The sequence below is a fragment of the Streptomyces sp. NPDC047000 genome, from assembly GCF_040644295.1.
In the GTDB taxonomy this organism is placed as follows: domain Bacteria; phylum Actinomycetota; class Actinomycetes; order Streptomycetales; family Streptomycetaceae; genus Streptomyces.
The window spans coordinates 120,856-144,813 of record NZ_JBEYWE010000003.1 but is presented as its reverse complement, the minus strand read 5'-3'; the positions used below and the strand labels follow the sequence as shown (position 1 = coordinate 144,813).

At 72.0% G+C, this 23,958-nt stretch carries 21 protein-coding genes; 10 read left to right on the top strand and 11 right to left on the bottom strand.

Features of this window, described 5'->3' with window-relative positions; all coding sequences use genetic code 11:
• Positions 1-201 precede the first annotated feature (201 nt).
• The 4 genes from ABZ862_RS07070 (at position 202) to ABZ862_RS07055 (ending at position 2,812) form a co-directional block, all read left to right on the top strand.
• The gene (locus tag ABZ862_RS07070; RefSeq protein ID WP_360953584.1) at positions 202-453 is read left to right on the top strand and encodes a DUF6458 family protein; all 252 of its coding nucleotides are present in this window, start codon (positions 202-204) and stop codon (positions 451-453) included.
• Positions 454-707: 254 nt separating this feature from the next.
• Positions 708-1,859, top strand: a complete 1,152-nt coding sequence (locus ABZ862_RS07065; RefSeq protein WP_360953581.1) for a glycosyltransferase family 2 protein — start codon at positions 708-710, stop codon at positions 1,857-1,859.
• Between the two features lie 168 nt (positions 1,860-2,027).
• Positions 2,028-2,192 carry a hypothetical protein gene (locus ABZ862_RS07060; protein WP_360953578.1) on the top strand — a complete coding sequence of 55 codons (165 nt, stop codon included), beginning with the start codon at positions 2,028-2,030 and terminating at the stop codon, positions 2,190-2,192.
• 125 nt (positions 2,193-2,317) lie between these two features.
• Complete coding sequence (locus ABZ862_RS07055) at positions 2,318-2,812, top strand: LURP-one-related family protein (protein ID WP_360953575.1); 495 nt, start codon at positions 2,318-2,320, stop codon at positions 2,810-2,812.
• A 121-nt stretch (positions 2,813-2,933) separates the two neighbouring features.
• Here the strand turns inward: ABZ862_RS07055 and ABZ862_RS07050 are convergent, their stop codons facing one another.
• Complete coding sequence (locus ABZ862_RS07050) at positions 2,934-3,731, bottom strand: carbon-nitrogen family hydrolase (RefSeq protein ID WP_360953572.1); 798 nt, start codon at positions 3,729-3,731, stop codon at positions 2,934-2,936.
• A gap of 220 nt (positions 3,732-3,951) precedes the next feature.
• Here ABZ862_RS07050 and ABZ862_RS07045 point away from each other — a divergent pair, with 220 nt between their 5' ends.
• A complete protein-coding gene (locus tag ABZ862_RS07045; protein WP_360953569.1) occupies positions 3,952-4,776 on the top strand; it encodes a maleylpyruvate isomerase family mycothiol-dependent enzyme in 825 nt (274 codons plus the stop codon).
• Between the two features lie 206 nt (positions 4,777-4,982).
• Here the strand turns inward: ABZ862_RS07045 and ABZ862_RS07040 are convergent, their stop codons facing one another.
• Positions 4,983-6,224, bottom strand: coding sequence for an MFS transporter (locus ABZ862_RS07040; protein ID WP_360954488.1), 1,242 nt, complete (start codon positions 6,222-6,224; stop codon positions 4,983-4,985).
• Positions 6,225-6,274: 50 nt separating this feature from the next.
• Positions 6,275-6,964 (bottom strand): GntR family transcriptional regulator, encoded by a 690-nt coding sequence (locus tag ABZ862_RS07035; protein ID WP_360953566.1) that lies wholly within the window; start codon positions 6,962-6,964, stop codon positions 6,275-6,277.
• Positions 6,965-7,202: 238 nt separating this feature from the next.
• Between ABZ862_RS07035 and ABZ862_RS07030 the strand changes: the two genes are divergently transcribed.
• On the top strand, positions 7,203-8,105 hold the full coding sequence (locus ABZ862_RS07030; RefSeq protein WP_360953564.1) for a D-alanyl-D-alanine carboxypeptidase: 903 nt from the start codon (positions 7,203-7,205) through the stop codon (positions 8,103-8,105).
• Positions 8,106-8,301: 196 nt separating this feature from the next.
• On the top strand, positions 8,302-9,258 hold the full coding sequence (locus ABZ862_RS07025) for a Bro-N domain-containing protein (protein ID WP_360953561.1): 957 nt from the start codon (positions 8,302-8,304) through the stop codon (positions 9,256-9,258).
• A gap of 98 nt (positions 9,259-9,356) precedes the next feature.
• On the opposite strand, the gene ABZ862_RS07020 is transcribed toward ABZ862_RS07025, so the two are convergent.
• The 3 genes from ABZ862_RS07020 to pdhA are packed head-to-tail and all read right to left on the bottom strand — an operon-like array spanning position 9,357 to position 13,123.
• Complete coding sequence (locus ABZ862_RS07020) at positions 9,357-10,943, bottom strand: dihydrolipoamide acetyltransferase family protein (protein ID WP_360953559.1); 1,587 nt, start codon at positions 10,941-10,943, stop codon at positions 9,357-9,359.
• 10 nt (positions 10,944-10,953) lie between these two features.
• A complete protein-coding gene (locus tag ABZ862_RS07015) occupies positions 10,954-11,934 on the bottom strand; it encodes an alpha-ketoacid dehydrogenase subunit beta (RefSeq protein ID WP_360953556.1) in 981 nt (326 codons plus the stop codon).
• A 1-nt stretch (position 11,935) separates the two neighbouring features.
• On the bottom strand, positions 11,936-13,123 hold the full coding sequence (pdhA, locus tag ABZ862_RS07010; protein WP_360953553.1) for a pyruvate dehydrogenase (acetyl-transferring) E1 component subunit alpha: 1,188 nt from the start codon (positions 13,121-13,123) through the stop codon (positions 11,936-11,938).
• Positions 13,124-13,740: 617 nt separating this feature from the next.
• On the opposite strand from pdhA, the gene ABZ862_RS07005 reads away from it, so the two are divergent.
• The gene (locus ABZ862_RS07005; protein ID WP_360953550.1) at positions 13,741-14,757 is read left to right on the top strand and encodes a phosphotransferase; all 1,017 of its coding nucleotides are present in this window, start codon (positions 13,741-13,743) and stop codon (positions 14,755-14,757) included.
• A gap of 137 nt (positions 14,758-14,894) precedes the next feature.
• On the opposite strand, the gene ABZ862_RS07000 is transcribed toward ABZ862_RS07005, so the two are convergent.
• Positions 14,895-16,475, bottom strand: a complete 1,581-nt coding sequence (locus tag ABZ862_RS07000; RefSeq protein ID WP_360953547.1) for a protein kinase — start codon at positions 16,473-16,475, stop codon at positions 14,895-14,897.
• A 331-nt stretch (positions 16,476-16,806) separates the two neighbouring features.
• Here ABZ862_RS07000 and ABZ862_RS06995 point away from each other — a divergent pair, with 331 nt between their 5' ends.
• Positions 16,807-18,498 (top strand): protein kinase, encoded by a 1,692-nt coding sequence (locus ABZ862_RS06995; protein WP_360953544.1) that lies wholly within the window; start codon positions 16,807-16,809, stop codon positions 18,496-18,498.
• Between the two features lie 198 nt (positions 18,499-18,696).
• Here the strand turns inward: ABZ862_RS06995 and ABZ862_RS06990 are convergent, their stop codons facing one another.
• Positions 18,697-19,236: a bacterial proteasome activator family protein gene (locus ABZ862_RS06990; RefSeq protein ID WP_360953541.1), complete on the bottom strand. Its 540-nt coding sequence runs from the start codon at positions 19,234-19,236 to the stop codon at positions 18,697-18,699.
• Positions 19,237-19,401: 165 nt separating this feature from the next.
• Between ABZ862_RS06990 and ABZ862_RS06985 the strand changes: the two genes are divergently transcribed.
• Entirely contained in the window at positions 19,402-20,067 is a 666-nt protein-coding gene (locus ABZ862_RS06985) for a hypothetical protein (protein WP_360953538.1), read from the top strand.
• Between the two features lie 37 nt (positions 20,068-20,104).
• On the opposite strand, the gene ABZ862_RS06980 is transcribed toward ABZ862_RS06985, so the two are convergent.
• The 3 genes from ABZ862_RS06980 to ABZ862_RS06970 form a co-directional block, all read right to left on the bottom strand.
• On the bottom strand, positions 20,105-21,085 hold the full coding sequence (locus tag ABZ862_RS06980) for an NAD(P)H-quinone oxidoreductase (protein WP_360953535.1): 981 nt from the start codon (positions 21,083-21,085) through the stop codon (positions 20,105-20,107).
• Positions 21,086-21,399: 314 nt separating this feature from the next.
• Positions 21,400-22,866: a molybdopterin molybdotransferase MoeA gene (locus ABZ862_RS06975; RefSeq protein WP_360953532.1), complete on the bottom strand. Its 1,467-nt coding sequence runs from the start codon at positions 22,864-22,866 to the stop codon at positions 21,400-21,402.
• Positions 22,863-23,783, bottom strand: a complete 921-nt coding sequence (locus tag ABZ862_RS06970) for an NTP transferase domain-containing protein (RefSeq protein WP_360953529.1) — start codon at positions 23,781-23,783, stop codon at positions 22,863-22,865. Before ABZ862_RS06970 ends, ABZ862_RS06975 begins: the two co-directional genes overlap by 4 nt.
• Between the last annotated feature and the right edge of the window lie 175 nt (positions 23,784-23,958).

Here is a 23,958-nt window from a genome sequence, read left to right as displayed (position 1 = left end):
GGGGCGAACATTGCCTGCTGCGGCACTAGGCCGCAGCAGCCCGTGTCTCTCTTCCTCCCGGCGCCGAGGGCCCGTTGAGCGAGCCGGCCGGGGGCCCTCGGGCGGCCCGGGACCCTTAGGCGAGCCGACCGGGGGTACCCGCTGCCTACCGGACGCACCGGACACCCCGGACGCGTCGGAACGCACAGAGAGGCACAGCTCATGGGGCTCGGTGGATGCATCATCCTCATCGCCGTGGGAGCCATCCTCACGTTCGCGACCGACTGGCACATGAACGGCGTCAACCTGGACCTGGTCGGCATCATCCTGATGGCCGTCGGACTCATAGGCCTGGCGACGTTCAGCGGTATCGCGCAGCGCAGGCGGGTCGTCGTACCGTCGGCCACGCCGGTCATCGAGGAGGACGGACGCCCGCATCACCACGACGGCTACCGCGACGGGTACGGCATGTGACCAACCTCTCGCCGCACGAGGGAGGCGGCCCGCCGCGGACGGGGAGCCGCAGGGCCGCCGCAACTCCCTTATTTGTGACCGTAATCGGGCATGCGGCGCCCACAGGACGAGCACAGACAACCTTGCCCTATCCGTGATCTGGGACAACTTGCCAACTTGTGTGAATATCGTGAACACTCTGAGCACTTGCATGAGGCTCGGAGAGTGAGGTCAGCACCCGGGCCTGACGTACCGTCACCTCGGGGGGCCGCACCGTGCTCGACCTCGCCTCCCCGGCGCACGCACCGCGCTCGCACCGCGCCGGTCGCCACGCACCGCGCCGGGCGCATGCCGCTCCTGACGAACCCGCCGTCAGACCGCGCCTCGCGGTCCTGATCCCGGCACACAACGAGCAGGAACGTATCTCCGCCGCCATCCAGGGCCTCTGGGACCAGACCCGGCCCCCGGACCTGATCATCGTGGTCGCGGACAACTGCACCGACGACACCGCCGCGATCGCCGTCGAGCACGGCGCGCAGGTCTTCCACACCGAGGGCAACCAGCACAAGAAGGCCGGCGCCCTCAACCAGGCCATCGCCTGGGTGCTGCCCCACCTCGACGACCGCGACCTGCTGCTGGTGCAGGACGCCGACACCGTCCTCGACCCCTGGTTCACCGAGACCGCGCTCAGCACGTTCAACCGCAAGGTCGGCGCGGTCGGCGGCGTCTTCTACGGCGAGCAGGGCGGCGGGCTGATCGGCCTGCTCCAGCGCATGGAGTTCCACCGCTTCGCCTGGGAACTGGAGCGCAGCGGCGGCAAGGCGCAGGTCCTCACCGGCACCGGCACCATGTTCCGCGCCCATGTGCTGCGCGAGGTGCGCGCCGCCCGCCGCTCCGGGCAGATCGGGGGCGGCGGCGGCTACTACAGCCTCGCCTCCCTCACCGAGGACGACGAGATGACCAAAGCGGTCAAGACCCTCGGCTACCGCACCATGTCACCCGCCGGCTGCGCCGTCGTCACCGAGGTCATGCCCAGCCTGCCCAAGCTCTGGCACCAGCGGCTGCGCTGGCAGCGCGGCGCCCTGGAGAACCTCCGCGACTACGGCTGGACCAAGGTCACCGCCCGCTACTTCGTCCAGCAGTTCCTGATGGGCTTCGGCGCACTGTCCTTCCTGGCCTACCTGATCTGGATGACGACGTACACCAGCCTGTACGGCTGGCCCGGGTTCTCACCGTTCTGGACCGCGATCGGGCTGATCTTCGTCGTCGAGAAGACCGTCTCCGTGCGCCGCGCCGGACCGCTCGCGGTGCTGCTCGCCGCGCTGATGATCCCGGAGATGCTCTACGACCTCTTCCAGCACGCCGTCTACTTCACCTCCCTGTGGGGCCTGGTGCGCCGCAGCGAGGAGAAGTGGGTGGCCACCTGAGACCGCCGGCTCCCGTCCCCGGCCGGCGGCCGGGTCCGCCGGAGACCCGACGGCCGGGCCGACCGCCTCGGCCGCATCGGCCAGGGCCTCCGGCGGACCACCTCCCCGAAGCCCCCACAACCACCTCAACCCCCTGCACCCCACGCACCAACCCCGAGGAGTAGCACCATGTACGGACGAGTGATAGGCGCGAGCACCACCGGCGCGGGCGGCGCCACGCTCGCGGCGACCGGTCTGTGGATGAACAGCATGGCCATGCTGGTGGCCGCGACCACGCTGGTCGCCGCCGGAGTGGCCGTCTTCAAGCTGGCCCCGCGCCCGCGCCGCCGGTAGCCGACCGCGGACCCCGGCCGCCGGCACCGCACCCTGCCGGGCCGGCGGCCGGAACCTGTCCGCCGAGCGCCTCCAACGGCCTAGCGACGGCGTTCCCGGCCGTCCGGCCGGGAAGGCGTACGTCCATGAGATTCCTGGTACGCGACCGGCTCCTCGGCCTGGGCGAGGACTACTGGATCGAGGACGAGCACGGCGAGAAGGTGTTCCTCGTCGACGGCAAGGCAATGCGTCTGCGGGACACCTTCGAACTCAAGGACACGCACGGACGCGTCCTCATCGACATCCACCAGAAGATGTTCGCCCTGCGCGACACGATGGTGATCGAACGGGACGGCGCACCGCTCGCCCGCATCCGGCGCAAGCGGCTGTCCCTGCTGCGCAACCACTACCGCGTGACGCTGGTCGACGGCACCGAACTCGACGTCAGCGGCAAGATCCTGGACCGGGAGTTCGCCGTCGAGTACGACGGCGAACTCCTCGCCGTGATCTCCCGGCGGTGGCTGCACCTGCGGGAGACCTACGGCGTGGACGTCGTACGGGACGACGCGGACCCGGCGCTGCTGATCGCGGTGGCGGTGTGCGTGATCCACCTCGCGGAGCACGAACGGGAGGGGGACTAGTGCCGCGGCACTAGGCGGGCACGCGGGCACGCGGACACGAGGACACGAGGACACGGGAATACGGCGGGGCCTGTGGGGCCTTCCGGAGGGCCGGGAGCCGGGGTCCGAGGGCCCCGCGGGGTTATCGGTGCGGGCTCTCCAGGCCCAGCACCCGGTCCTTCAGGGCGGGGAACTGATCGCGGGTCACGGCGACTTTGGCCGGATCGAACTCCACCGTGAGGACCTCCTCGCCGGAGCCCGCCTCCGCCAGCACCTCGCCCCAGGGATCCACCACGATCGAGTGACCCGCCTGGGGAACCCCGGCATGCGTGCCGGCCGTTCCACAGGCGAGCACGAACGCCTGGTTCTCGACCGCCCGCGCCCTGGCCAGCAGCGTCCAGTGCGAGCGGCGGCGCTCCGGCCAGCCCGCCGGGAGGACGAAGGTCTCGGCGCCGGCGTCGACGAGACCGCGGAAGAGCTCGGGGAAACGGAGGTCGTAGCAGGTGCCGAGGCCGAGGGTGGTCTCCGGCAGGCGGACCGTCACCAGGTCCTGGCCCGCGCCCATCAGCACGACCTCGCCCTTGTCGAAGCCGAAGCGGTGGATCTTGCGGTAGGCGGCGACGAGATCGCCGGTGGGAGAGAAGACGAGGGAGGTGTTGTAGAGGGGGCCGTCCGGGTCACGCTCGGGGATCGACCCGGCGTGCAGCCACACGCCCGCGTCACCGGCCGCCTCGGCCATCGCCTCGTACGTCGGTCCGTCCAGCGGCTCGGCCTGCTTCCCGAACTCCTGGTAGGCGAAGGCCCCGATGGTCCACAGTTCGGGGAGGACGACCAGGTCGGCGAGACCGGCCTGCGCGCGCACGAGCGCGGCGGCCCGCGCTCGACGCGATTCGGGCGATTCGTCCTGGTCTACGGCGATCTGGATCAGCGAGGCGCGCACACTACCACCGTCCTGGCATTCTAGGCCGTACACACGAGCCTACGATCGTCACACCAAAGCACTGCCGGGGTGACTCGCAGCAGCGTAACTTGGGGGTCCCCCCTTGTGCTCGACCCGAGCCGAGGGGGACGTTCGAGAGACGCCGAAAGCAGCCACCGCCCACTGGCACCCGCCCGCCATACACCGCCCTGTTCCGAAAACCGCCGAGGGGTCCCGTTCCGTGAGTCTGCATCCCACCCTCCAGCCCTACGCCGACGCGTGGACCCACTCCATCGACGCCATATCCGAGCTGGTCACGCCGCTCGTGGAGGGTGAGTGGAACCGGCGGACCCCCTGCCCGGCCTGGTCGGTACGGGACATCGTGTCGCATGTCATCGGGCTGGAGTGCGAGATGCTCGGCGACCCGCGGCCCATCCACACCCTGCCGCGCGACCTGTACCACGTGACGAACGAGCACCAGCGGTACATGGAGATGCAGGTCGACGTGCGTCGCCACCACACGGCGCCGGAGATGACGGCGGAACTCGAGTACACGGTCATCCGCCGCAACCGCCAGCTGCGCAACGAGTCACGGCTGCCCACCACGAAGGTGCGCGGCCCGCTCGGTACGGAGATCACCCTCGAGGAGGCCATGCGCAACCGGGCCTTCGACGTGTGGGTGCACGAGCAGGACCTGCGCGCCGCGCTGGGCGTCCCCGGTGACTTCGACTCCCCCGGCGCCCATGTGGCCCGCGACGTGCTGCTGGGCGAGCTGCCGCGCGTGGTCGCCCAGGACGCCGACGCGCCGCGCAGCTCGGCCATCGTCTTCGACGTGAACGGGCCGATCGAGTTCCTGCGCACCATCCGCGTCGACATCCAGGGCCGCGGCACCCTCGAGACGGCGCCCGCGCTCGGCCCGGCGGCGACCCTCACCCTGGACTGGGAGACGTACGTCCGGCTGGCGTGCGGCCGGGTCACCCCGGAGGCGGTGGCGGACCGCGTCAAGACGGAGGGCGACCCGGCGCTGACGACGGCGATCCTGCGGCACTTCGCGATCACGAAGTAACCGGGAAGCGCCGGGACGTACGGGAGAGGGCCGGCCGGAGCCGACGGAGCCCGGCAGGGCCCGGCAGAGCCCGGAAAGACCGGCCGGAGCGGGACCGGGGAGCGAGAGCGAGTCCCGCGCAGCCGGCCTGCACGGTGGCGGGGTGCGGACGCGCCGGACGCCGCGTCCCGATCGGGACGGCCCGATCGGGACGACGCTGACGGGCCCTACGCGGGCACGTGCACGGTCTCCACCCGGCTGGCGACCAGACGCTCCCGTTCCCTGCGGGTCGCGCGCCTGCTCAGCCGCAGGATCTGGCTGACGCCCAGCGCCTGGAGGACGAACACCGAGGAGAAGGCGACCGTGAAGTTGTCGCCCGTGGCGTCCAGGAGGATCCCGATGGCGAGCAGGGTCGTGATCGACGCGAGGAAACCACCCATGTTGGTGATCCCGGCCGCGGTGCCCTGACGCTCCGGCGGATTGGCGGGGCGCGCGAAGTCGAAGCCGATCATCGAGGCGGGCCCGCACAGACCGAGCACCGTGCACAGCACGATCAGCAGCCACATCGGCGCGTGCTCCCCCGGCCAGACCAGCGTGAGCCCCCACAGCACCGAGGTCGCCGCCACGGTCCCCAGGGCCAGCGGCAGCCGCGCCGCGTGGTGCCGGGCGATGATCTGGCCGTAGACGAGGCCCACGATCATGGTGGACAGCACGGTCAGGGTGAGGAGTTCACCGGCCGTCGCCCGGGACAGGCCCTGTGCCTTCACCAGGAACGGCAGGCCCCACAGCAGCAGGAACACCATCCCCGGGAACTGCGTGGTGAAGTGGACCCACAGACCGAGGCGGGTGCCCGGTTCGCGCCAGGACGCGGCTATCTGCCGGCGTACGTAGACGGCGCCGCGGTGCGCGAACGGCTCGGGCTCGTGGCCCTCGGGGTGGTCCTTGAGGAACAGCAGGGCGAGGACGAGGACGACCACACCGGCGACCGCGCTGCCCGCGAAGGCGGGGGTCCAGCCGAGCCCGTGCAGCAGACGCGCCAGGACCAGCGTGGAGACCAGGTTCCCGGCCATGCCCACCAGACCGGCGAGCTGCCCGACCAGCGGCCCGCGCCGCACCGGGAACCAGCGGGTGCCCAGCCGCAGCACACTGATGAAGGTCATCGCGTCCCCGGAGCCCAGCAGCGCGCGCGAGGCGAGCGCCATGCCGTACGTCTGCGAGAAGGCGAAGCCCAGCTGACCCGCCGTGAACAGCACGGCCCCGATGCCCAGCACCTTCTTGGTGCCCAGCTGGTCGACCAGCAGACCGACGGGTATCTGCATGCCCGCGTAGACGAGCAGCTGGAGGATCGAGAACGTCGACAGCGCGGAGGCGCCCACATGGAAGCGGTCCGCCGCGTCGAGTCCGGCGACGCCGAGCGAGGTGCGGAAGATGACGGCGACGAAGTAGACGGAGACGCCGATGCTCCACATGAACACCGCGCGCCGGCCGCCGGGCGGGTCACCGGGCAGCCGGACGGCGCTCACCGGACCTCCCCGCGGGCCAGGTGGGAGAACCAGCCGACGTGCCGGTGCACGATCGCGACGGCGGCCTCCGCGTCACCGGAGCGCAGCGCTTCGAGGATCTCCGCGTGCTCGCTGAGCGTCTTGGCGATCCGGTCGGGGTGGGAGTGCATCACGGCGACGCCCATCCGCAGCTGACGGTCGCGCAGTTGGTCGTAGAGCCGGGAGAGGATCTCGTTGCCGCCGCTGCGGACGATCTCGGCGTGGAAGCAGCGGTCGGTCACGGCGGCGCCGGCGTAGTCCCCGGCGGCGGCCTGTGCCCGCTGCTTCTCCAGCAGTTCCCCGAGCCGTGCGAGCAGTCCCGCGGGGGCGGGCACGGCCTTCCTGGCGGCGTGCTCCTCGACCATCAGCCGTGTCTCCACGACGTCGTGGATCTCCTGCGCCGAGACGGGCAGCACGAGGGCGCCCTTCTTCGGGTAGAGCCGGATGAGCCCTTCGGCCTCGAGCCGCAGCAGCGCCTCGCGGACCGGGGTGCGCGAGACCCCCACGGCCTCGGCGAGTTCCCCTTCCGTGAGCAGGGTGCCGCCCTCGTACCTGCGGTCGAGAACTCCCTCTTTGACGTGCGCGTACACACGATCGGCGGCGGGGGGCGGCTTGGGGGAGGCGGATCGTGGTGGCGCGGTGGTCGCGACCTGGGCAGACGAGGGCATGTGCACAGCATAGATACATCAGGTACGCATGCGCTCCGGCGTCCAGCATGTGGGCTCGATTCACCCGAACGGGACGTTCCGTCGCGCCATGGGAACCCCGGAGCCCCGATCGGGCGACTTCTCCCAGCGGACGCACAACCATCTGTGCTACCTACGTGTCACACACATGCGGCTCCATGCACTCCAGGTTCAACTCGGCCGCATCACAGGGGCATTCAACGTATTCGGGGTTATTCTCTTGATAAACGGCATTAAGGGCATCCGACTTCGCCGAGCCGTCGCCGTCGCCGTCACCTCCGGCGCCATGCTCGCCACCGGAGCCCTCACCGCGGCGCCCGCGCAGGCCGTCACCACGCCCTCGATCGTGGCCAAGGGCGGCTACGTCATGAACAACGCCAACGGCTCGTCGCTGTACACCAAGGCGGCGGACACCAAGCGTTCGACGGGCTCCACCACGAAGATCATGACCGCGAAGGTCGTCCTCGCGCAGTCGAACCTGAACCTCGACGCCAAGGTCACCATCAAGAAGGTCTACAGCGACTACGTCGTCGCCAACAACGCCTCCCAGGCCCACCTGATCGTCGGCGACAAGGTCACCGTCCGCCAGCTGCTGTACGGGCTGATGCTGCCGTCCGGCTGCGACGCCGCCTACGCGCTCGCCGACAAGTACGGCACCGGCACGTCCGTGTCCACGCGCGTGAAGTCCTTCATCGGCAAGATGAACACCGCCGCGACGAAGCTGGGCCTGACGCACACGCACTTCGACTCGTTCGACGGCATCGGCAACGGCACCAACTACTCGACGCCGCGCGACCTGACGAAGATCGCCAGCAGCGCGATGAAGAACTCCACGTTCCGCACGGTCGTCAAGACCAAGTCCTACACGGCGAAGACCGTCACCAAGACGGGCAGCACCCGCACGATGTCGCCGTGGACGAACACGAACACGCTCCTCAGCAACTACAGCGGCACGATCGGCGTGAAGACGGGCTCCGGCCCGGAGGCCGGGTACTGCCTGGTCTTCGCCGCGACCCGCAACGGCAAGACGGTCATCGGCACGGTCCTCTCCTCCACCTCCGTGACCCAGCGCGAGACGGACGCGAAGAAGCTCCTGAACTACGGCTTCGCCAAGCTCGGCTGATCCGCCGGCCTCGGCACGGAGGGCCCGCCGCTGTCACTCAGCGGCGGGCCCTCCGCCGTATCGCCCGCCCATGCTGCACATGCGGGACGTCCGGTCCAGCGTTTTCGGTGTTCTTCCCTCACAATCGTGAACATTGCTACGTCAGCTGGCGTATTCGATTTCCGCCGTTCTACGTTCCGCGGCGGAGGTGGTTCAGATGAACGAACCCAGCAAACGGCCCGATTCCGTCGAGCGGTACGAGGCCATCGACGTCAGCGACTTCGTCTACGCGGCGACCGGAGACCGCGTACGGAGGCTGACCATGCCGGACGGGAGCCACTGGTTCCCGGCGGCGGACGTGTGCAGGCGACTGGGATACACCACAACCCGGAAGGCACTCGTCGATCATGTCCCGGAGAAGCACCGAGAGAGTCTTGAGACTGTGACCGGAAGTCACAGTCTCAGCATTCCCGCAGGTCGGGAGTGGCGTCGAGACTTGCAGCTCATCGATCTCCAAGGGCTGATCCTCCTCGTCAACGCCTGCACGAAGCCCGCTTGCGCACCCTTCAAGCAGTGGGTCGCCGAGGTGATCGAGACCGTCCAGCGGGACGGCGTCTACAGCCTGGAGGAGGCCGAGGTACAGCCCGCCGGGCCCGGGGCCCCCATCGCCTACGCCATGCCGGACCAGGTCGCCGAGGCCATCGTGCGGCTGGAGGCGCACAACCTCCAGATCGATCAGGAGCTTGCTGTCGCACAGCGCGAATCGCTGTCCCTGCAAAAGGAGATGCTGACCGCCCAGCAGGCCGCGCTCACCGCTCAGGAAGCCATCGCCGAGGCCATGGGACGTATCGCGGACCGGCTCGACGTGCTGGGGATCGAGCGGCTCGTGCCCGCCGGTCCGCCCTCCGGTGAGGCCACCACGGAATCCGTGCTGGCCGACTGGCGGCAGCGGCTGTCCGTGACGCAGGACGTGTGGACGGTGGCCGTGGTGATCGCACCCGTGCTCGTCGAACGGGGTGAGCTGCGGGAGCCGCTCGAATCGATCGCCGCCCGTACGGGGCTGACGGTGCGGCGGGTCAACGAGTCCCTGCGCATGCTCAGCAGGCACGCCTGTATCCGCACCCGGGGCGCGGCGGAGAACGGGGCGCCGGTGTACGTGCTCAACGGCGGCTGAGTACCGGCGGGACGCGCCGGAGAAGACGGAGGGGGCGGTCGCAAACCGTAGATGCGGCCGTCCCCTCCGAGGGTGTGAGGTTAGCGGATCTCAGGGCCTCATGCCCAGGTGATCAGCCGCCTCGGGTGCTCCAGGACCGCCGCGATGTCGGCGAGGACCTTCGAGCCCAGTTCACCGTCGACCAGGCGGTGGTCGAAGCTCAGGGCCAGGGTGGTGACCTGGCGGGGCTTCACCTTGCCCTTGTGGACCCACGGCTGGAGCTTGATCGCGCCGACCGCGAGGATCGCGGCCTCACCGGAGTTGAGGATGGGCGTACCCGTGTCGATGCCGAAGACGCCGACGTTGGTGATGGTCACCGTGCCGCCCTGCATCGCCGCCGGTGACGTCCGGCCCTCCTTCGCCGTCGTCACCAGGTCGCCCAGCGCTTCGGCCAGCTCCGGCAGCGTCCTGGCGTGCGCGTCCTTGATGTTCGGGACGATCAGCCCCCTGGGGGTGGCCGCCGCGATGCCCAGGTTGACGTAGTGCTTGAGCACGATCTCCTGGTTCGCCTCGTCCCAGGACGCGTTGATCTCCGGGTTGCGGCGGAGGGCGACCAGCAGGGCCTTGGCGATGAGCAGGAGCGGGGTGACCCGCAGTCCCTGCATGTCCTTGTCCTGCTTCAGTTCCGCGACCAGCTTCATGGTGCGCGTGACGTCGACCGTCACGAACTCCGTGACATGCGGCGCGGTGAAGGCCGAGCCGGACACCGCCGCGGCCGTCGCCTTGCGGACGCCCTTGACCGGGACACGGGTCTCGCGCGCCGCGTCGAACCCGGCCGGGGGCGCGAAGGCCGCGGTGACCGGGGCGGCGGCCGTCGGTGCGGGGGCCGTCGGTGCGGGGGCCGTCGGTGCGGGGGCCGTCGGTGCGGGGGCCGGAACCGGCTCCACCGGCTGCGCGGTGGGCGTCACCGCCGCGTGGACGTCCTCGCGGGTGATGATGCCGTCCGGGCCCGACGGGACCACCGTGGCGAGGTCCACGCCGAGGTCCTTGGCCAGCTTGCGCACCGGGGGCTTCGCCAGGGGGCGCGTGCGCGGCTCGGCGGGGGTGGCGGTGGGCGGGGCGGGTGGGGCGGGTGGGGCGGGCACGGTGGGAGCCGGAGGCGTCGCGCGGCCGTTCAGCTCGGGCTGCGGCTGCGGCTGCGGCACCGGGGGCGCAGGGGTCACCGGGGTGACCGGGCCCGCCTGGACCGCCGCCGGCTCCGCGGCCTTGCGCGGGCGGCGCTTGGTCGAGCTCGCGGCCACGCCGTAGCCGACCAGCACCGGCTGGCGGCCCGAGACCGCACCCGAGCCCGCGCCGGGGGCCTCCGCCGCCGGTGCCGCCGGCGCCGGCGCCGGTCCGGGAGACGGCTCGGCCGCCGCCTGCGGCTGCGCGGGGGCCGCGGCTGTGCCGGTCACGTCGACCGCGATGATCGGCGTGCCCACGTCCACCGTGGTGCCCTCGGGGAAGTGCAGGTCGCGGACCACGCCGTCGTACGGGATGGGCAGTTCCACCGCCGCCTTGGCCGTCTCGACCTCGCACACCACCTGGCCGTCCGTCACGGTGTCGCCGGGCTGCACGTACCACTTGAGGATCTCGGCCTCGGTGAGTCCCTCGCCCACGTCGGGCATCCGGAACTCGCGCACGGACCCTTCGGTCATCGTCGTCACGACCCTCTCCTCAGTACGCCAGGGCGCGGTCGACGGCGTCGAGCACCCGGTCCAGACCCGGCAGGTACTCCTCCTCCAGGCGCGCCGGCGGGTACGGGGCGTGATAGCCGCCGACCCTCAGCACCGGGGCCTCCAGGTGGTAGAAGCAGCGTTCCGTGATCCGGGCCGCGATCTCCGCGCCCGAGCCGAAGAACACCGGCGCCTCGTGGACGACGACCAGCCGGCGGGTCTTCTCCACGGAGGTCTGGATCGCGTCGAAGTCGAGCGGGGAGACCGAGCGCAGGTCCAGGACCTCCAGGGACCTGCCCTCCTCGGCGGCCGCGTCGGCGACCTCCTGGCACAGCTTCACCGACGGGCCGTAGGCGACCAGGGTGAGGTCGGTGCCCTCGCGCACCGTCCGCGCCTTGTGCAGCGGGCCGGGGATGGCCTCGGTGTTGACCTCGGCCTTGTCCCAGTAGCGCCGCTTCGGCTCGAAGAAGATCACCGGGTCGTCGCTCTGGATGGCCTGCTGCATCATCCAGTACGCGTCCGACGCGTCCGACGGGCTGACCACCTTCAGGCCCGCCACGTGTGCGAACAGCGTCTCGGGGGACTCCGAGTGGTGCTCCACCGCGCCGATGCCGCCGCCGTAGGGGATACGGATGACGACGGGCAGTTTGATCTTGCCGAGGGCACGCGCGTGCATCTTCGCGAGCTGGGTGACGATCTGGTCGTAGGCCGGGAAGACGAAACCGTCGAACTGGATCTCCACGACGGGCCGGTAGCCGCGCAGGGCCAGGCCGATCGCGGTGCCGACGATGCCGGACTCCGCGAGCGGGGTGTCGATGACACGGCCCTCGCCGAAGTCCTTGTGCAGACCGTCCGTCACCCGGAACACGCCGCCGAGCCTGCCGACGTCCTCGCCCATCACGATGACCTTGGGGTCGGTCTCCAGGGCGCGCCGCAGCGACTGGTTGATCGCCTTGGCCATGGGCATCTTCTGCGCCGCCATGTCAGACCTCCTCGGCATCCGCGAACGACGCCTGGTAGGCGGCGAACCGGGCGCGCTCCTCGTCGACGAGCGCGTGCCCGTCCGCGTACACGTTCTCGAAGATGGCGAAGCGGTCCGGGTCCGGCATCGCACGCACCACCTCACGCACTCGCCTGCCCAACGCCTCGCTCTCGGCCTCGAGTTCCGCGAAGAATCCCTCGTCCGTGTGGTTTCCGGCCTCCAGGTACCGGCGCAGCCGCAGGATCGGGTCCTTGGCCTCCCACGCCTGCCGCTCCTCGTCGCCCCGGTAACGGCTGGGGTCGTCGGAGGTGGTGTGGGCGCCCATACGGTAGGTGTACGCCTCGACGAGCGTCGGGCCCTCACCGCTGCGGGCCCGCTCCAGCGCCCACTTGGTGACCGCGAGGGACGCCAGGACGTCGTTGCCGTCGACCCGGACGCCCGGGAAGCCGAAGCCCTGCGCGCGCTGGTACAGCGGCACCCGGGTCTGCTTCTCGGTCGGCTCGGAGATCGCCCACTGGTTGTTCTGGCAGAAGAACACCACCGGCGCGTTGTAGACCGCGGAGAACGTGAAGGACTCCGCGACGTCGCCCTGGCTGGAGGCGCCGTCGCCGAAGTACGCGATCACCGCGCTGTCCGCGCCGTCCATGGCGACGCCCATCGCATAGCCGGTGGCGTGCAGCGTCTGGGAGCCGATGACGATCGTGTACAGGTGGAAGTTGTTGCTGTTCGGGTCCCAGCCGCCGTGGTTGACGCCGCGGAACATGCCGAGCAGGTTGGTCGGGTCCACTCCGCGGCACCAGGCGACGCCGTGCTCGCGGTAGGTGGGGAAGACGTAGTCGTCGTCGCGCAGTGCGCGCCCGGAGCCGATCTGGGCGGCCTCCTGGCCGAGCAGCGACGCCCACAGGCCCAGCTCGCCCTGGCGCTGCAAGGCGGTGGCCTCGGCGTCGAAGCGGCGGGTGAGGACCATGTCGCGGTACAGACCGCGCAGTTCCCCGGGCGTGATGGCGTCGATGTACTTGTCGTACTCGGCGTTCTTGACGCGCTTGCCCTCCGGCGTCAGGAGCTGTACGAGCTCCGGTTCACCCGCCCGCTTGGCGGTCGCTCGGGGCGTGCGCTTGGGGCCGGTGGTGCCGGCCTTGCTTCCGGCGCTGCGTCGCGATGTGCGCGCGGCAGTGCTCTCCACGGTCACGTGTGCTCCTCCGTCGGTCCGGCCCCCGGGGTTGCCGGTGAAGCCAGTGCGGCTCGCCTGTACCGACCACCGTGCACGGGGTGGGTGCCATCGGCCGGGAACAGGCGTGACAGGTGCCCCGGCGAGCACCCTGCAAGCCTCACGTTACCCAGTGCGCCACATTTCTGTGAAACCCCCTCTGACCTGCGTTTTTGCTTGGATTTCCAAGTAAATCCGCCGGTAGCGAAAGCGCCCAGGTCACAGCCCTGCGGAGGCCGGAGCAACCGCACCGTATCCCGCCCACCTCGCGCACGGGAAGACTCCGGAAGCAGCACACATTCCGCCATCCGGGGCGGACCCGTCAGTGCTCCCGTCCCTGCACCTCTGCCACAGCCGTCACCACAGCCCCGCCACAGCCGGCCACAAGTCACCCGCGGACTCCCGGCACCGACCGCGGGTCGACCGGCCCTCGCGCCGATCACGGTGATCCTCCGGCAGTGAGCGCAGTGACACCTGACAGCTCACACAAGCCCGCACACAGTGTAATCGATTGCGACGTTACGTAACAAGTCCCAGCTCACAGGCCCGGCTCGTGCCCTAGCATCTGGCGCGTGCCACGCTCTGCCGTACCAACCCTTATGCCTTGCGCGCCCCCTCTGGGCGCCCTGCTCCGCCAGTTCTCCGCCGGTTCCGCCCTCGCCTGCCAACCCGTCGAGCAGGGTCTGCTCAACCGCGGCTACCGGCTGCGCACCACCCGCGGCCGTTACTTCCTCAAGCACCACTTCGACCCCGACACCGCCGACCCCGCCGCCATCGAGCGCCGGCACCGCGCCACCCAGCGGCTGGCCGATCTCGGCGTCCCCGTGGCGCCCCCGCTGCCCGGCCGGGACGGGCGGACGGTCGCCGTCGTCGGCGGCCACGCCTACGCCCTGTACCCCTGGGTCGAGGGACGCCACCGGCACGGCGGCCAGCTCACCCGGGGCCAGTGCACCCGGCTGGGCGCGCTGCTGGGCGCCGTGCACGCGGCGCTGGACCATGTGATGCCGCCGAAGAACCGCACCCGCCCGGCGACCGGCCCGCACCCGGTGGAGAGCGCCGACCCCACCGACACCTTCGCCCTCATCGACGACCTCCTCGGCCGTGTCCACCGCCGTACCCCGCCCGACGCCTTCGACGAGCTGGCCCGCCACCGGCTGGTCGAGCGGCGCGGCCTGCTCGAGCGGCACACGGACCGCCGTCCGCCGCCGGGCGGCCCGGTGGGCTGGGTGCACGGCGACTTCCACCCGTTCAACCTGCTCTACCGGGGCGCCGCGCCGGCGGCGATCATCGACTGGGACCGCCTGGGCGTCCAGCCCCGCGCCGAGGAGGCCGTTCGCGCCGCCGCGATCTTCTTCCTCCGTCCCGCCGGCACCCTCGATCTGCCGAAAGTGCGCGCCTACGCGCGCGCGTACCGGCGTGCTGCCCAGGTCACGTCGACGGAGCTGGCGGCGGCCGCGCACCGGGTGTGGTGGGAGCGGCTGAACGACTTCTGGATGCTGCGCTGGCGCTACGAGCGCGGCGACACGCGCGCCGACCCGCAGTTCCCGGCCGCCTCGGCACTCGTCGTGTGGTGGACACGGGAGTACGACGCCGTGGCGGAGGCGTTCACGGGGTGAGCGGATGAACAGGGGAGCGGGTGAACAGGGACGGGTGAAGAGAGCGTCGCCGGAACGGCCGAAGCGCGGGCCGGGTGACCGTACGTCACCCGGCCCGCGCTTCAGGGACTCGGATCAGACCCGGGAGGGCCGGAACTTCAACCGCCGCCCGCCGTGCTGCCGCCGCCACCGGCGCCGCCGTCCGTGCCGCCGGTCGGGTCCGAGGACGACTGGGTCTGCGTCTGGGACGGCTCCGCCGGCGGCGCGCTGGTCGTCGGGTCCTTCTGCGTCGGCTCGCTGCTCGGCTGGCCGCCGGTGTCGTTCTGGGTCTGCGTCCACGTCGGGGTGGCCGACGGCGAGTAGTACGACCCCGAGCCCGAACCGCTGTTGTCACCGGACGAGTCGTCCGTGGTCGTTTCGGTCGCCTCGTCGGTCGGCGACTCGCTGCTCTGCTTGTCCTTGGCCGTCGGACTGGTCGTGGGCGACTGCGAGGTACCCGAACCGCCCGTGCCGTTGCCCGTGTTGTTCAGCGCCAGCGCCACGCCCGCCGCGATCGCGATCACCGCGAACACGGCGAGCACCCACAGCTTGCCGCGCCCGCTGCCCTGGTTGCCGTGTCCCTCGAAACCACCGTCGTCCCCGCTGCCGTAGCCGGTGGGCAGGATCGGCTGCGGGATCTGCGTGGTGCCCGAGTGCGGGGTGCCGGGGTGCGCCATCGCCGTCGTCCCCGCGAAACCGCCGGGCGGGGTGTGCCGGCCCTCGTGCATGTCGACCGGACCGGTGTTCCAGGTGCCGGTGTGGCCGCCCTGGTCGTACAGCATCTGCAGGGCGTACTGGACCAGGCCCCGCATCTCCTCGGCCGTCTGGAACCGGTCGTCCGGCTCCTTGGCGAGGGAACGCATGACGAGCCCGTCGAGTTCCGGCGGGCACTCCCCGCCCGGGATCCGCGACGGCGGCACCGCGATGTCCTGCACATGCTGGTACACCACCGACAGCGGGGTCTCCCCGATGAACGGGGGCCGCAGCGACAGCAGTTCGTACAGCAGGCAGCCCGTGGCGTACAGGTCGGAGCGGTAGTCGACGGCCTTGCCGAGCGCCTGTTCCGGCGACAGGTACTGGGGCGTGCCCATCACCATGCCGGTCTGTGTCATCGTCGTGGACGCGCCGTGCAGCGCGCGGGCGATGCCGAAGTCCATCACCTTGACGGCACCGTTGTGGGTGATGATCACGTTGGCGGGCTTGATGTCGCGGTGCACGATGCCGTGCTGGTGCGAGTAGGCCAGCGCCTCCAGGACGCCCGACACGATGATCAGGGCCTGCTCGGGCCCGGGCGCCTCGGCGTTGAGGAGCAGATCGCGGATGGTGCGGCCCTCGACCAGCTCCATGACGATGTACGGCACCGACTGACCGCCGACGACGTCCTCGCCGGAGTCGTACACGGCGACGATGGCATGGTGGTTGAGGCCGGCCACCGACTGTGCCTCACGGGTGAAGCGGGCCTTGGACGTCGGGTCCTCGGCGAGGTCGGCGCGCAGCAACTTCACCGCCACCGTCCGGCCGAGGCGCACGTCCTCGGCGGCGAACACCTCCGCCATACCGCCCCGGCCGAGCCTGCCGGTCAGCCGGTACCGGCCGTCGCCGACCAGGCCGCCGTTGCCCCAGTTCTCCGGCGCGTCTGACATACCGCCGCCGGACGCCTCGGGGTCGGACGGGCCCTGGGCGCGCTGCGTCTGTGCCATCAGTCCTCGCCGTCGTTTCTGCCCGCGATGCGCGCGGTGTTGTCACGGTCTCAGTCGGCCACGCTACAGCCTCGGCGCACGGCTCCGGACCCGGACGGGCACCGTGAGGGAACCGATCCAGGCCGGTCATCAAATCCGTACCACGGGCCGTCGTGCAAATTCTGTGTACCGCGCGTATGACCGCTGTAACTCTTGCGCGACGCTTCTTTCGCTTACGGTCACGGAACGGGCACCGCGCTTGACGTGTCACTGCCCTGGGGCAGACTTGGCCGGGAATGACACATTCGATCAACGGCGACGCCTCACAGGCGGCCCATGGGGGGCACGGAAGATGAGCACGGACGGCTCACAGGGCCGGTACGCGGGGCAGGCTCTCGCCGGGGGCCGCTACCAACTGCGCGACCTGCTCGGCGAAGGCGGCATGGCCTCGGTCCACCTCGCCTACGACTCCGTGCTCGACCGCCAGGTCGCCATCAAGACCCTGCACACCGACCTGGGCCGCGAACCGGCGTTCCGGGAACGCTTCCGCCGCGAGGCCCAGGCAGTGGCGAAGCTCACGCACACGAACATCGTCTCCGTCTTCGACACCGGCGAGGACACGCTGCCGGTCGACGGCTCCGCCGCGGGCGGCGGGATGCCCACGCCGTACATCGTCATGGAGTACGTCGAGGGCCGCCCGCTCGGCTCGGTGCTCGAGGAGGACATACGGCAGCAGGGCGCGATGCCCGCCGGCAAGGCGCTGAAGATCACCGCGGACGTGCTGGCCGCCCTGGAGATCAGCCACGAGATGGGGCTGGTCCACCGCGACATCAAGCCGGGCAACGTCATGGTGACCAAGCGCGGTGTCGTCAAGGTGATGGACTTCGGCATCGCGCGCGCGATGCAGTCCGGCGTGACCTCGATGACCCAGACCGGCATGGTCGTCGGCACTCCGCAGTACCTCTCCCCGGAGCAGGCCCTGGGCCGCGGCGTCGATGCGCGCTCCGACCTCTACTCGGTCGGCATCATGCTGTTCCAGCTGGTCACCGGGCGGCTGCCGTTCGAGGCCGACTCGCCGCTGGCGATCGCCTACGCACATGTGCAGGAGGAGCCGGTCGCGCCGTCCTCCGTCAACCGCTCCCTCCCCCCGGCGGTGGACGCGCTGGTCGCCCGCGCGCTGAAGAAGAACCCCAACGAGCGTTTCCCCACCGCCGAGGCCATGCGCGACGAGTGCCTGCGCGTCGCCGCCTCCGTCCAGGCGGCCCCGCCGAACATCGTGCCCGGTGCCCGGACCTCCAACGGCGCGGGCGTCGCCTCCGCCGTGTTCCCGCCGGTCGACCAGTCCGCGGCGCCACCGGCGGGCCCGGTGCAGACGCCGTACCAGCCGGCACCCGGCCCGTACGGCACACCCGCCCCGCAGCACCAGCACCAGGCGCAGGCGCAGTCCGCCGCTTACGGCTATCCGCAGCAGGGTGGCTACGCGCAGACCCCGCCCCACGTCGGCTACGGGCCGCAGCAGGGTGCCCCGACACCGCCCCCGTACACGATCAGCCCGCAGACCGTGTCCTCCTCCCCCCAGGGCGGTGGCGGCCGCGGCAACCGGCCGGTGGTCATCGGCTCGATCGCCGTCGCCCTCGTCGCGGTGACCGGCCTGATCGTCGCCCTGATCATGAACACCGGGGACAGCGGCAGCAACGCGCAGGGCGGCGACTCGACCGCGTCGTCGACGGCGTCGGTGTCCGCCGTCGCGGGCCACCGGGGGCCCGACACCAGCAAGAAGATCGACAAGACCAAGTGCTCCGAGCCGCAGGAGTCGTACAACGACCCTGCCAAAGTCCAGGCGCCGGACTTCGGGTTCAAGAACTGGTCGTCGGTCCTCGTCTGTCTCAAGGCCGCCGGCTGGAACTACAAGAAGAACCCGGTGGACGAGAACACCTACGGCCAGGACACCGTGATGAAGCAGTTCCCGGAGGCGGGCACGGACTTCGACCCGAAGAACCCGCCGACCTTCCAGTTCGACATCTCGACCGGCAATCCGGCCTGAGGCCCGAGAGGTCCGAGAGGTCCGAGAGGCCCGAGGCAAGAACGGCCTGAGGCGGGCGCGGTGTGAATGAGGGCCCGGCAGCTGCTGCCGGGCCCTGCGGTGGACGGGGGCTCCGGAGACACGGCTCCGGAACCGGGTGGATCCGGAGGTTCCCGGAGCCTTTGAGGTTCCGGGTGTCTCCAGAGGTTCCGGGCGCCTTCAGAGGTACGGTCCGCCCGCGCGGCCGCCCGCGCGCTGCTGCTCGCCCTCCTCATGGCCCACGCCCGGCGGAAGCGCACGCCTCATCTGCTCCAGCTGGGCACGCGCCGCCATCTGCTGGGCGAACAGCGTCGTCTGGATCCCGTGGAAGAGGCCCTCCAGCCAGCCCACCAGCTGGGCCTGCGCGATCCGCAGTTCCGCGTCGCTCGGAGTCGTCTCGTCCGCGAAGGGCAGGGAGAGCCGCTCCAGTTCCTCCACCAGCTCCGGCGCCAGGCCGTCCTCCAGCTCCTTGACGGAACTGGCGTGGATCTCCTTCAGCCGGGCACGGCTCGCCTCGTCCAGGGGAGCGGCGCGGACCTCTTCGAGCAGCTGCTTGATCATGCTGCCGATGCGCATGACCTTCGCGGGCTGCTCGACCATCTCCGTCACCGGGGTCTCGCGGGAGTCCTCGTCTCCGCTGCCGCCGAGCGCCATCCCGTCCTCGCCGACGACCAGGATCTGGGGGTTCTCCGGCGACCTTTCGTTCCTCGGCATCTCCATGCCGCCATTCTCTCGCACCCCTCCACCTCATCACCGTGCCGCCCCCGGCGAAAGGTGATCGGCCGTTCCGGGCGGACAAGTTTGCGGACAACTTCCGGCGGTGGGGGCAGCTCGCCCGGCCGAGTCCGGAATGCCCGCTTCAGCGGACGGGGGGAGGGTGGGGGCGTGACGGTGTGGATGATGCGCGCGATGAGTACGGCGGGGCTGCTGGCGACGGTGGCGTCGGGCGGGACGGGAGCGGCGGCCCACGGCGGCTCGGCTCACGGCGGTCCGGACGCGGTGCCCGCGGGCCGGGCCACGGCGTCGTACGGCGCCTCGCCGTCGTACGGTGCCGGGTCGGCGTACCACGTCGCGGGGCCCTACGTCGTCTCCGCGCCCTCAGGTGCGGCACCTGGGGCGGCCGGGGCGTCTGCGTCCGGGGCGGCCGGGGCGTCGGGCGAGCCGTCCCGGGCCGGGAGTCTCGCCGGGGTGGGGCGGGAGCGGCCGGGACGGCGGGACGACGAGGCAACGGAGACGGCGGAGACGGCGGAGACGGATTCGGGGACGACGACGCCGACGCCGACCACGGCTGTGACCGCGACGGTGGCTGCCACCGCGGCGGACGAGGAAGAAGGGGAGGGCGCCGACGGGGACGGCCAGGGCGACGAGGACGGCACCGGAACCCCGGCCCCCGCTGTCACCCCCGCCGCCGACGCCGTACCGCACACCGTCGTGCACGCCGGTGCACCGGCCGAGCCCGTGTTGCGGAACCTGCCGCTGGGCGGCGGTCTCGTCCTGATCGGGCTCGGCCTGGGAGTGGCGTTCATCGGACTGCGGGTCAGACGGGTCTGAGACCCGGCGGCCGGGAGCGTCGACGTGGACGTGGACGTCAGGGGACGACGAGGAGCACCTTCCCGATGTGCCCGCTCTCCTCGACGATCCGGTGCGCGCCGGCCGCGTCGTCCATCGGCACCTCCCGGTCGACGACCGGCCGGACGTGCCCGCCCTCGATCAGCGGCCACACATGCTCCCGTACCGCCGCCACGATCGCCGCCTTCTCACCGAGCGGCCGGGCCCGCAGCGAGGTGGCGCTGATCGCGGCGCGCTTGGCGAGGAGCGTGCCGATGTTCAGCTCGCCCTTGGCACCGCCCTGCATGCCGATGATCGCCAGGCGGCCGTTGACGGCGAGGGCCTGGACGTTGCGGCCCAGGTACTTGGCGCCCATGTTGTCCAGGATCACGTCGGCGCCCGCACCGCCGGTGGCCTCCAGGAGCTCGGCGACGAAGTCCTGCTCCCGGTAGTCGATCAGGATGTCCGCGCCCAGTTCTGCGCAGCGCCGAAGCTTCTCCGGGGTGCCCGCGGTGACGGCGACCCTGGCGCCGACGGCCTTGGCCAGCTGGATCGCCATGGTGCCGATACCACTGGAGCCGCCGTGCACGAGCACCGTCTCCCCGGGGCGCAGCTGGGCGACCATGAACACGTTGGACCAGACGGTGCACACCACCTCGGGCAGCGCCGCGGCCTCCCTGAGGGCGATCCCCTGGGGCACGGGAAGCAGCTGTCCGGCCGGGACGGCGACCTTCTCGGCGTAGCCGCCGCCGGCGAGCAGCGCGCACACCTCGTCGCCCACGGCCCAGCCGGAGACGCCGGGGCCGAGCGCGGCGATGCGCCCGGAACACTCCAGGCCTGGGTAGGGGGAGGCGCCGGGCGGGGGATCGTAGAAGCCCTGCCGCTGCAGGATGTCGGCCCTGTTGACGGCACCGGCCGTCACGTCGACCAGGACCTCGCCCTCGCCGGGCACCGGATCGGGGACGTCGGCCCACACCAGTGCCTCGGGCCCGCCGGGTTCGGGAATCGTGATCGCATGCATGACAGCGACGCTACCCCGCGTGCCGCCGCTCACCGGTGTGCCCAGGGTGAACGTCCGGTACTCGCCCGGAACGGAGGCCGGGCCTGCGGGCCGGACGGGCACCGGCTCCCACCCGGGCGGAGGTCCGGTCCGTGTCCGGGACGGAGGTCCGGCACGTGTCCGGGGCGCCGGGGCGGAGGTCCGGGCTGTGGGCTGGGCGGGGACGGCTCCTGCCCAGGGCTCAGGGCCGAGGTCCGGTCTGTGCGCCGGAGGGAGGCGGGACGTGCGCCGGACGGGGGGGGAGCGGGACGTGTCCGGGGTCGAGGTCCGGTCCGTCAGGTCAGGCACACCCCGATTCCCCCGGCCGCCCACGGCAGGTCGAGGATCTCGGCCGGCTGTCCGGCCCCGGCGCCGCCCGGCGGGACGACCGCGAGGGCGTCCGCGGCGGCGATGCCGCGCAGCATGGCGGGGCCGTTGTAGTGCAGCGGCACGGCGTGGTCGCCGCGCAGCACGACGGGGACGAGCCGGGTGTCGTACGGATGCCCGTGCGTCTGGTCGCGCAGTGGCAGCGCGTACGGCTCCGGGGCCGGACGCGCGGCCAGGGTGCGCAGCAGGGGTTCGGCGAGGGTGAGCAGACCGGAGACGGCGGCCAGCGGGTTGCCGGGCAGGCCGACGAGGTGCTGGTCCTCCTGGACGCGGGCCAGCAGCATGGGGTGGCCGGGGCGCACCTTCACCCCGTCCACCAGAAGTTCCGCGCCGATCCGGCGCAGGGTGGGGTGGACGTGGTCGACCGGTCCCGCCGCGGTGCCGCCGGTGGTGACGATCAGGTCGGCGTCGGAGCCGGTGATCGCCTTGTGGAGTGCCTCGGCGTCGTCGCCCAGACGGCGGACCGCGACGACGTCGGCGCCGAGCGCGCGCAGCCAGGGCGGCAGCATCGGGCCGAGCGCGTCCCGGATCAGCCCGTCGTGCGGGAGGCCGCCGGTGAGCAGTTCGTCTCCGAGGACGAGGACCTCCGCGCGCGGGCGCGGAACGGCGGTGACGGTGTCGTACCCGGCGGCCGCGGCGAGGCCGAGGACGGCGGGGGTGACGAGGGAGCCGACCGGCAGCAGTTGGTCGCCGCTGCGGCACTCCTGGCCGCGCGGGCGGATGTCCTGACCGGGCACGACCTCCCGGGTGGCGTGCAGCCGTGCCTTGTCGTCGGTGCGGCCGTGCTCGCTGCGCAGGACGGCGGTGGTGTCGGGCGGGACGCGGGCACCGGTGGCGATCCGGACGGCCTCGCCGTCGGTGAGCGGTCCGGGCTCCGCGTGCCCGGCGAGCACGCCCTGGTCGCGCACCTCCCAGGGGCCGGGTCCCGCGACCGCCCAGCCGTCCATCGCGGAGGTGTCGAAGGACGGGAGGTCGGTCAGGGCCGCGAGAGGGGCGGCCAGGACCAGGCCGAGGGCGTCGTCGAGCGGCACCCCGACGGGGGCGCGGCGGACGCGGGCGCCTGCGGCCGGGCGGGCGGGACGCGCGGCACGGGCCGCGGCGGCGCGGGCCTGGGGCCAGGGAGTGGCCCGGTGGTGACGGTCGTCGTGGGCGTCGGCTGGCCGGGACCGACCCGGGTGACCGGGCCGTGCGGACTGATCGGCGCGGCCGGAGAACCCGGGGTGCGGGGGCCGGGCGGACGCGGGGCCGTTGGCTTCCTTCACGAGGGCGAGCGCCTCCTCGACGTCGAACTCCTCGTCGTCCGTGACGGGCTCACCCACCCGGGTGACCGGGGTGGCCTCGGTGACCGGCTTGCCCCGGCTGCCGCGGGGGGTCATCCGGCGGCCGGGCCCTGGTCGGGAGTGCGGTCGGGAGTGTCGTCGGAAGCGCCCTCCTCCTCCCAGCGCAGCGCCAGGGCCGCGGCCTTGCGGGCGGCCTCGGCGACGGCCTCCGGGCCACCGCCGGCGCGGGCGGCCGCGTAGCCGACGAGGAAGGTGGTCAGCGGCGCGGCGGGTCTGGCCACGCCGTGCGCGGCATCGCGGGCGAGGTCGAGCAGGACGCCGGTGTCGACGTCGAGATCGAGGCCCAGTTCGTCCTTGACTGCGGAGATCCATTCATCCAGCACGGTGCCATGCTCCCTGATACGTGCCCTGGCGGTTGCTATGTCGTCCCAGGTGTCGCAGTCGAAGGACGCGACGGGGTCGGGGACGCGGGTGAGGTCGAGCGCTGCCGTCAGCCGGCGCACGGGCAGCCCGGCGAGGCCGCCGTGCGCGGCGGTGAGCGCCGCCAGCTCACGGCGCAGCGCGGGTGCCCGGTAGGCGGCGACGAGCGGCTGGTCGTGTCCTTCGGCGTCGGTGAGCACCGCTCCGTCGGCGGCGGTGTCGCGCAGCGCGGTGAGCAGCGCGCGCACCGTGGCTCCGGCGAGGAACGGCAGGTCGGCGGAGAGTACGAGGACGTGCTCGGCCGTGGTGCCGCCGAGCCCGGCACCGAGCGCGGCGAGCGGGCCGCCGCCCGGCGGGTCCTCGCGCGCCCACCGTACGGGCCTGGCGGTGGGCCGGGGGTCGGCCACGACGACGGTGCCGTGCGCGTCGGCGCAGGCGGCGAGCACCCGGTCCAGCAGCTGCCGGCCGCCGACCCGCACCCCGGGTTTGTCCGCCCCGCCGAGCCGCCGCGCGGCCCCGCCGGCCAGCACGACGGCGTCGTAGGGGGCGGCCGGGGACGGCGCCGTGCTCCCGGGGAACGCGTACGAGGTCACCCCCCGAGTATGCGTGCCCGTCCGACCCCCGGGAACGCGCAGGGTGGGCCGGAGGCGGCGCGGGCGGACGCTCCCCGCCGGTGCCCCGGCTCTGCGGGAGGGCCGGGGGTACGCCTGAGGTCCCGCGAGCGGTCACCCGGACAGCCGCTCGGACAGTCCCGCGGGCGGTCACACC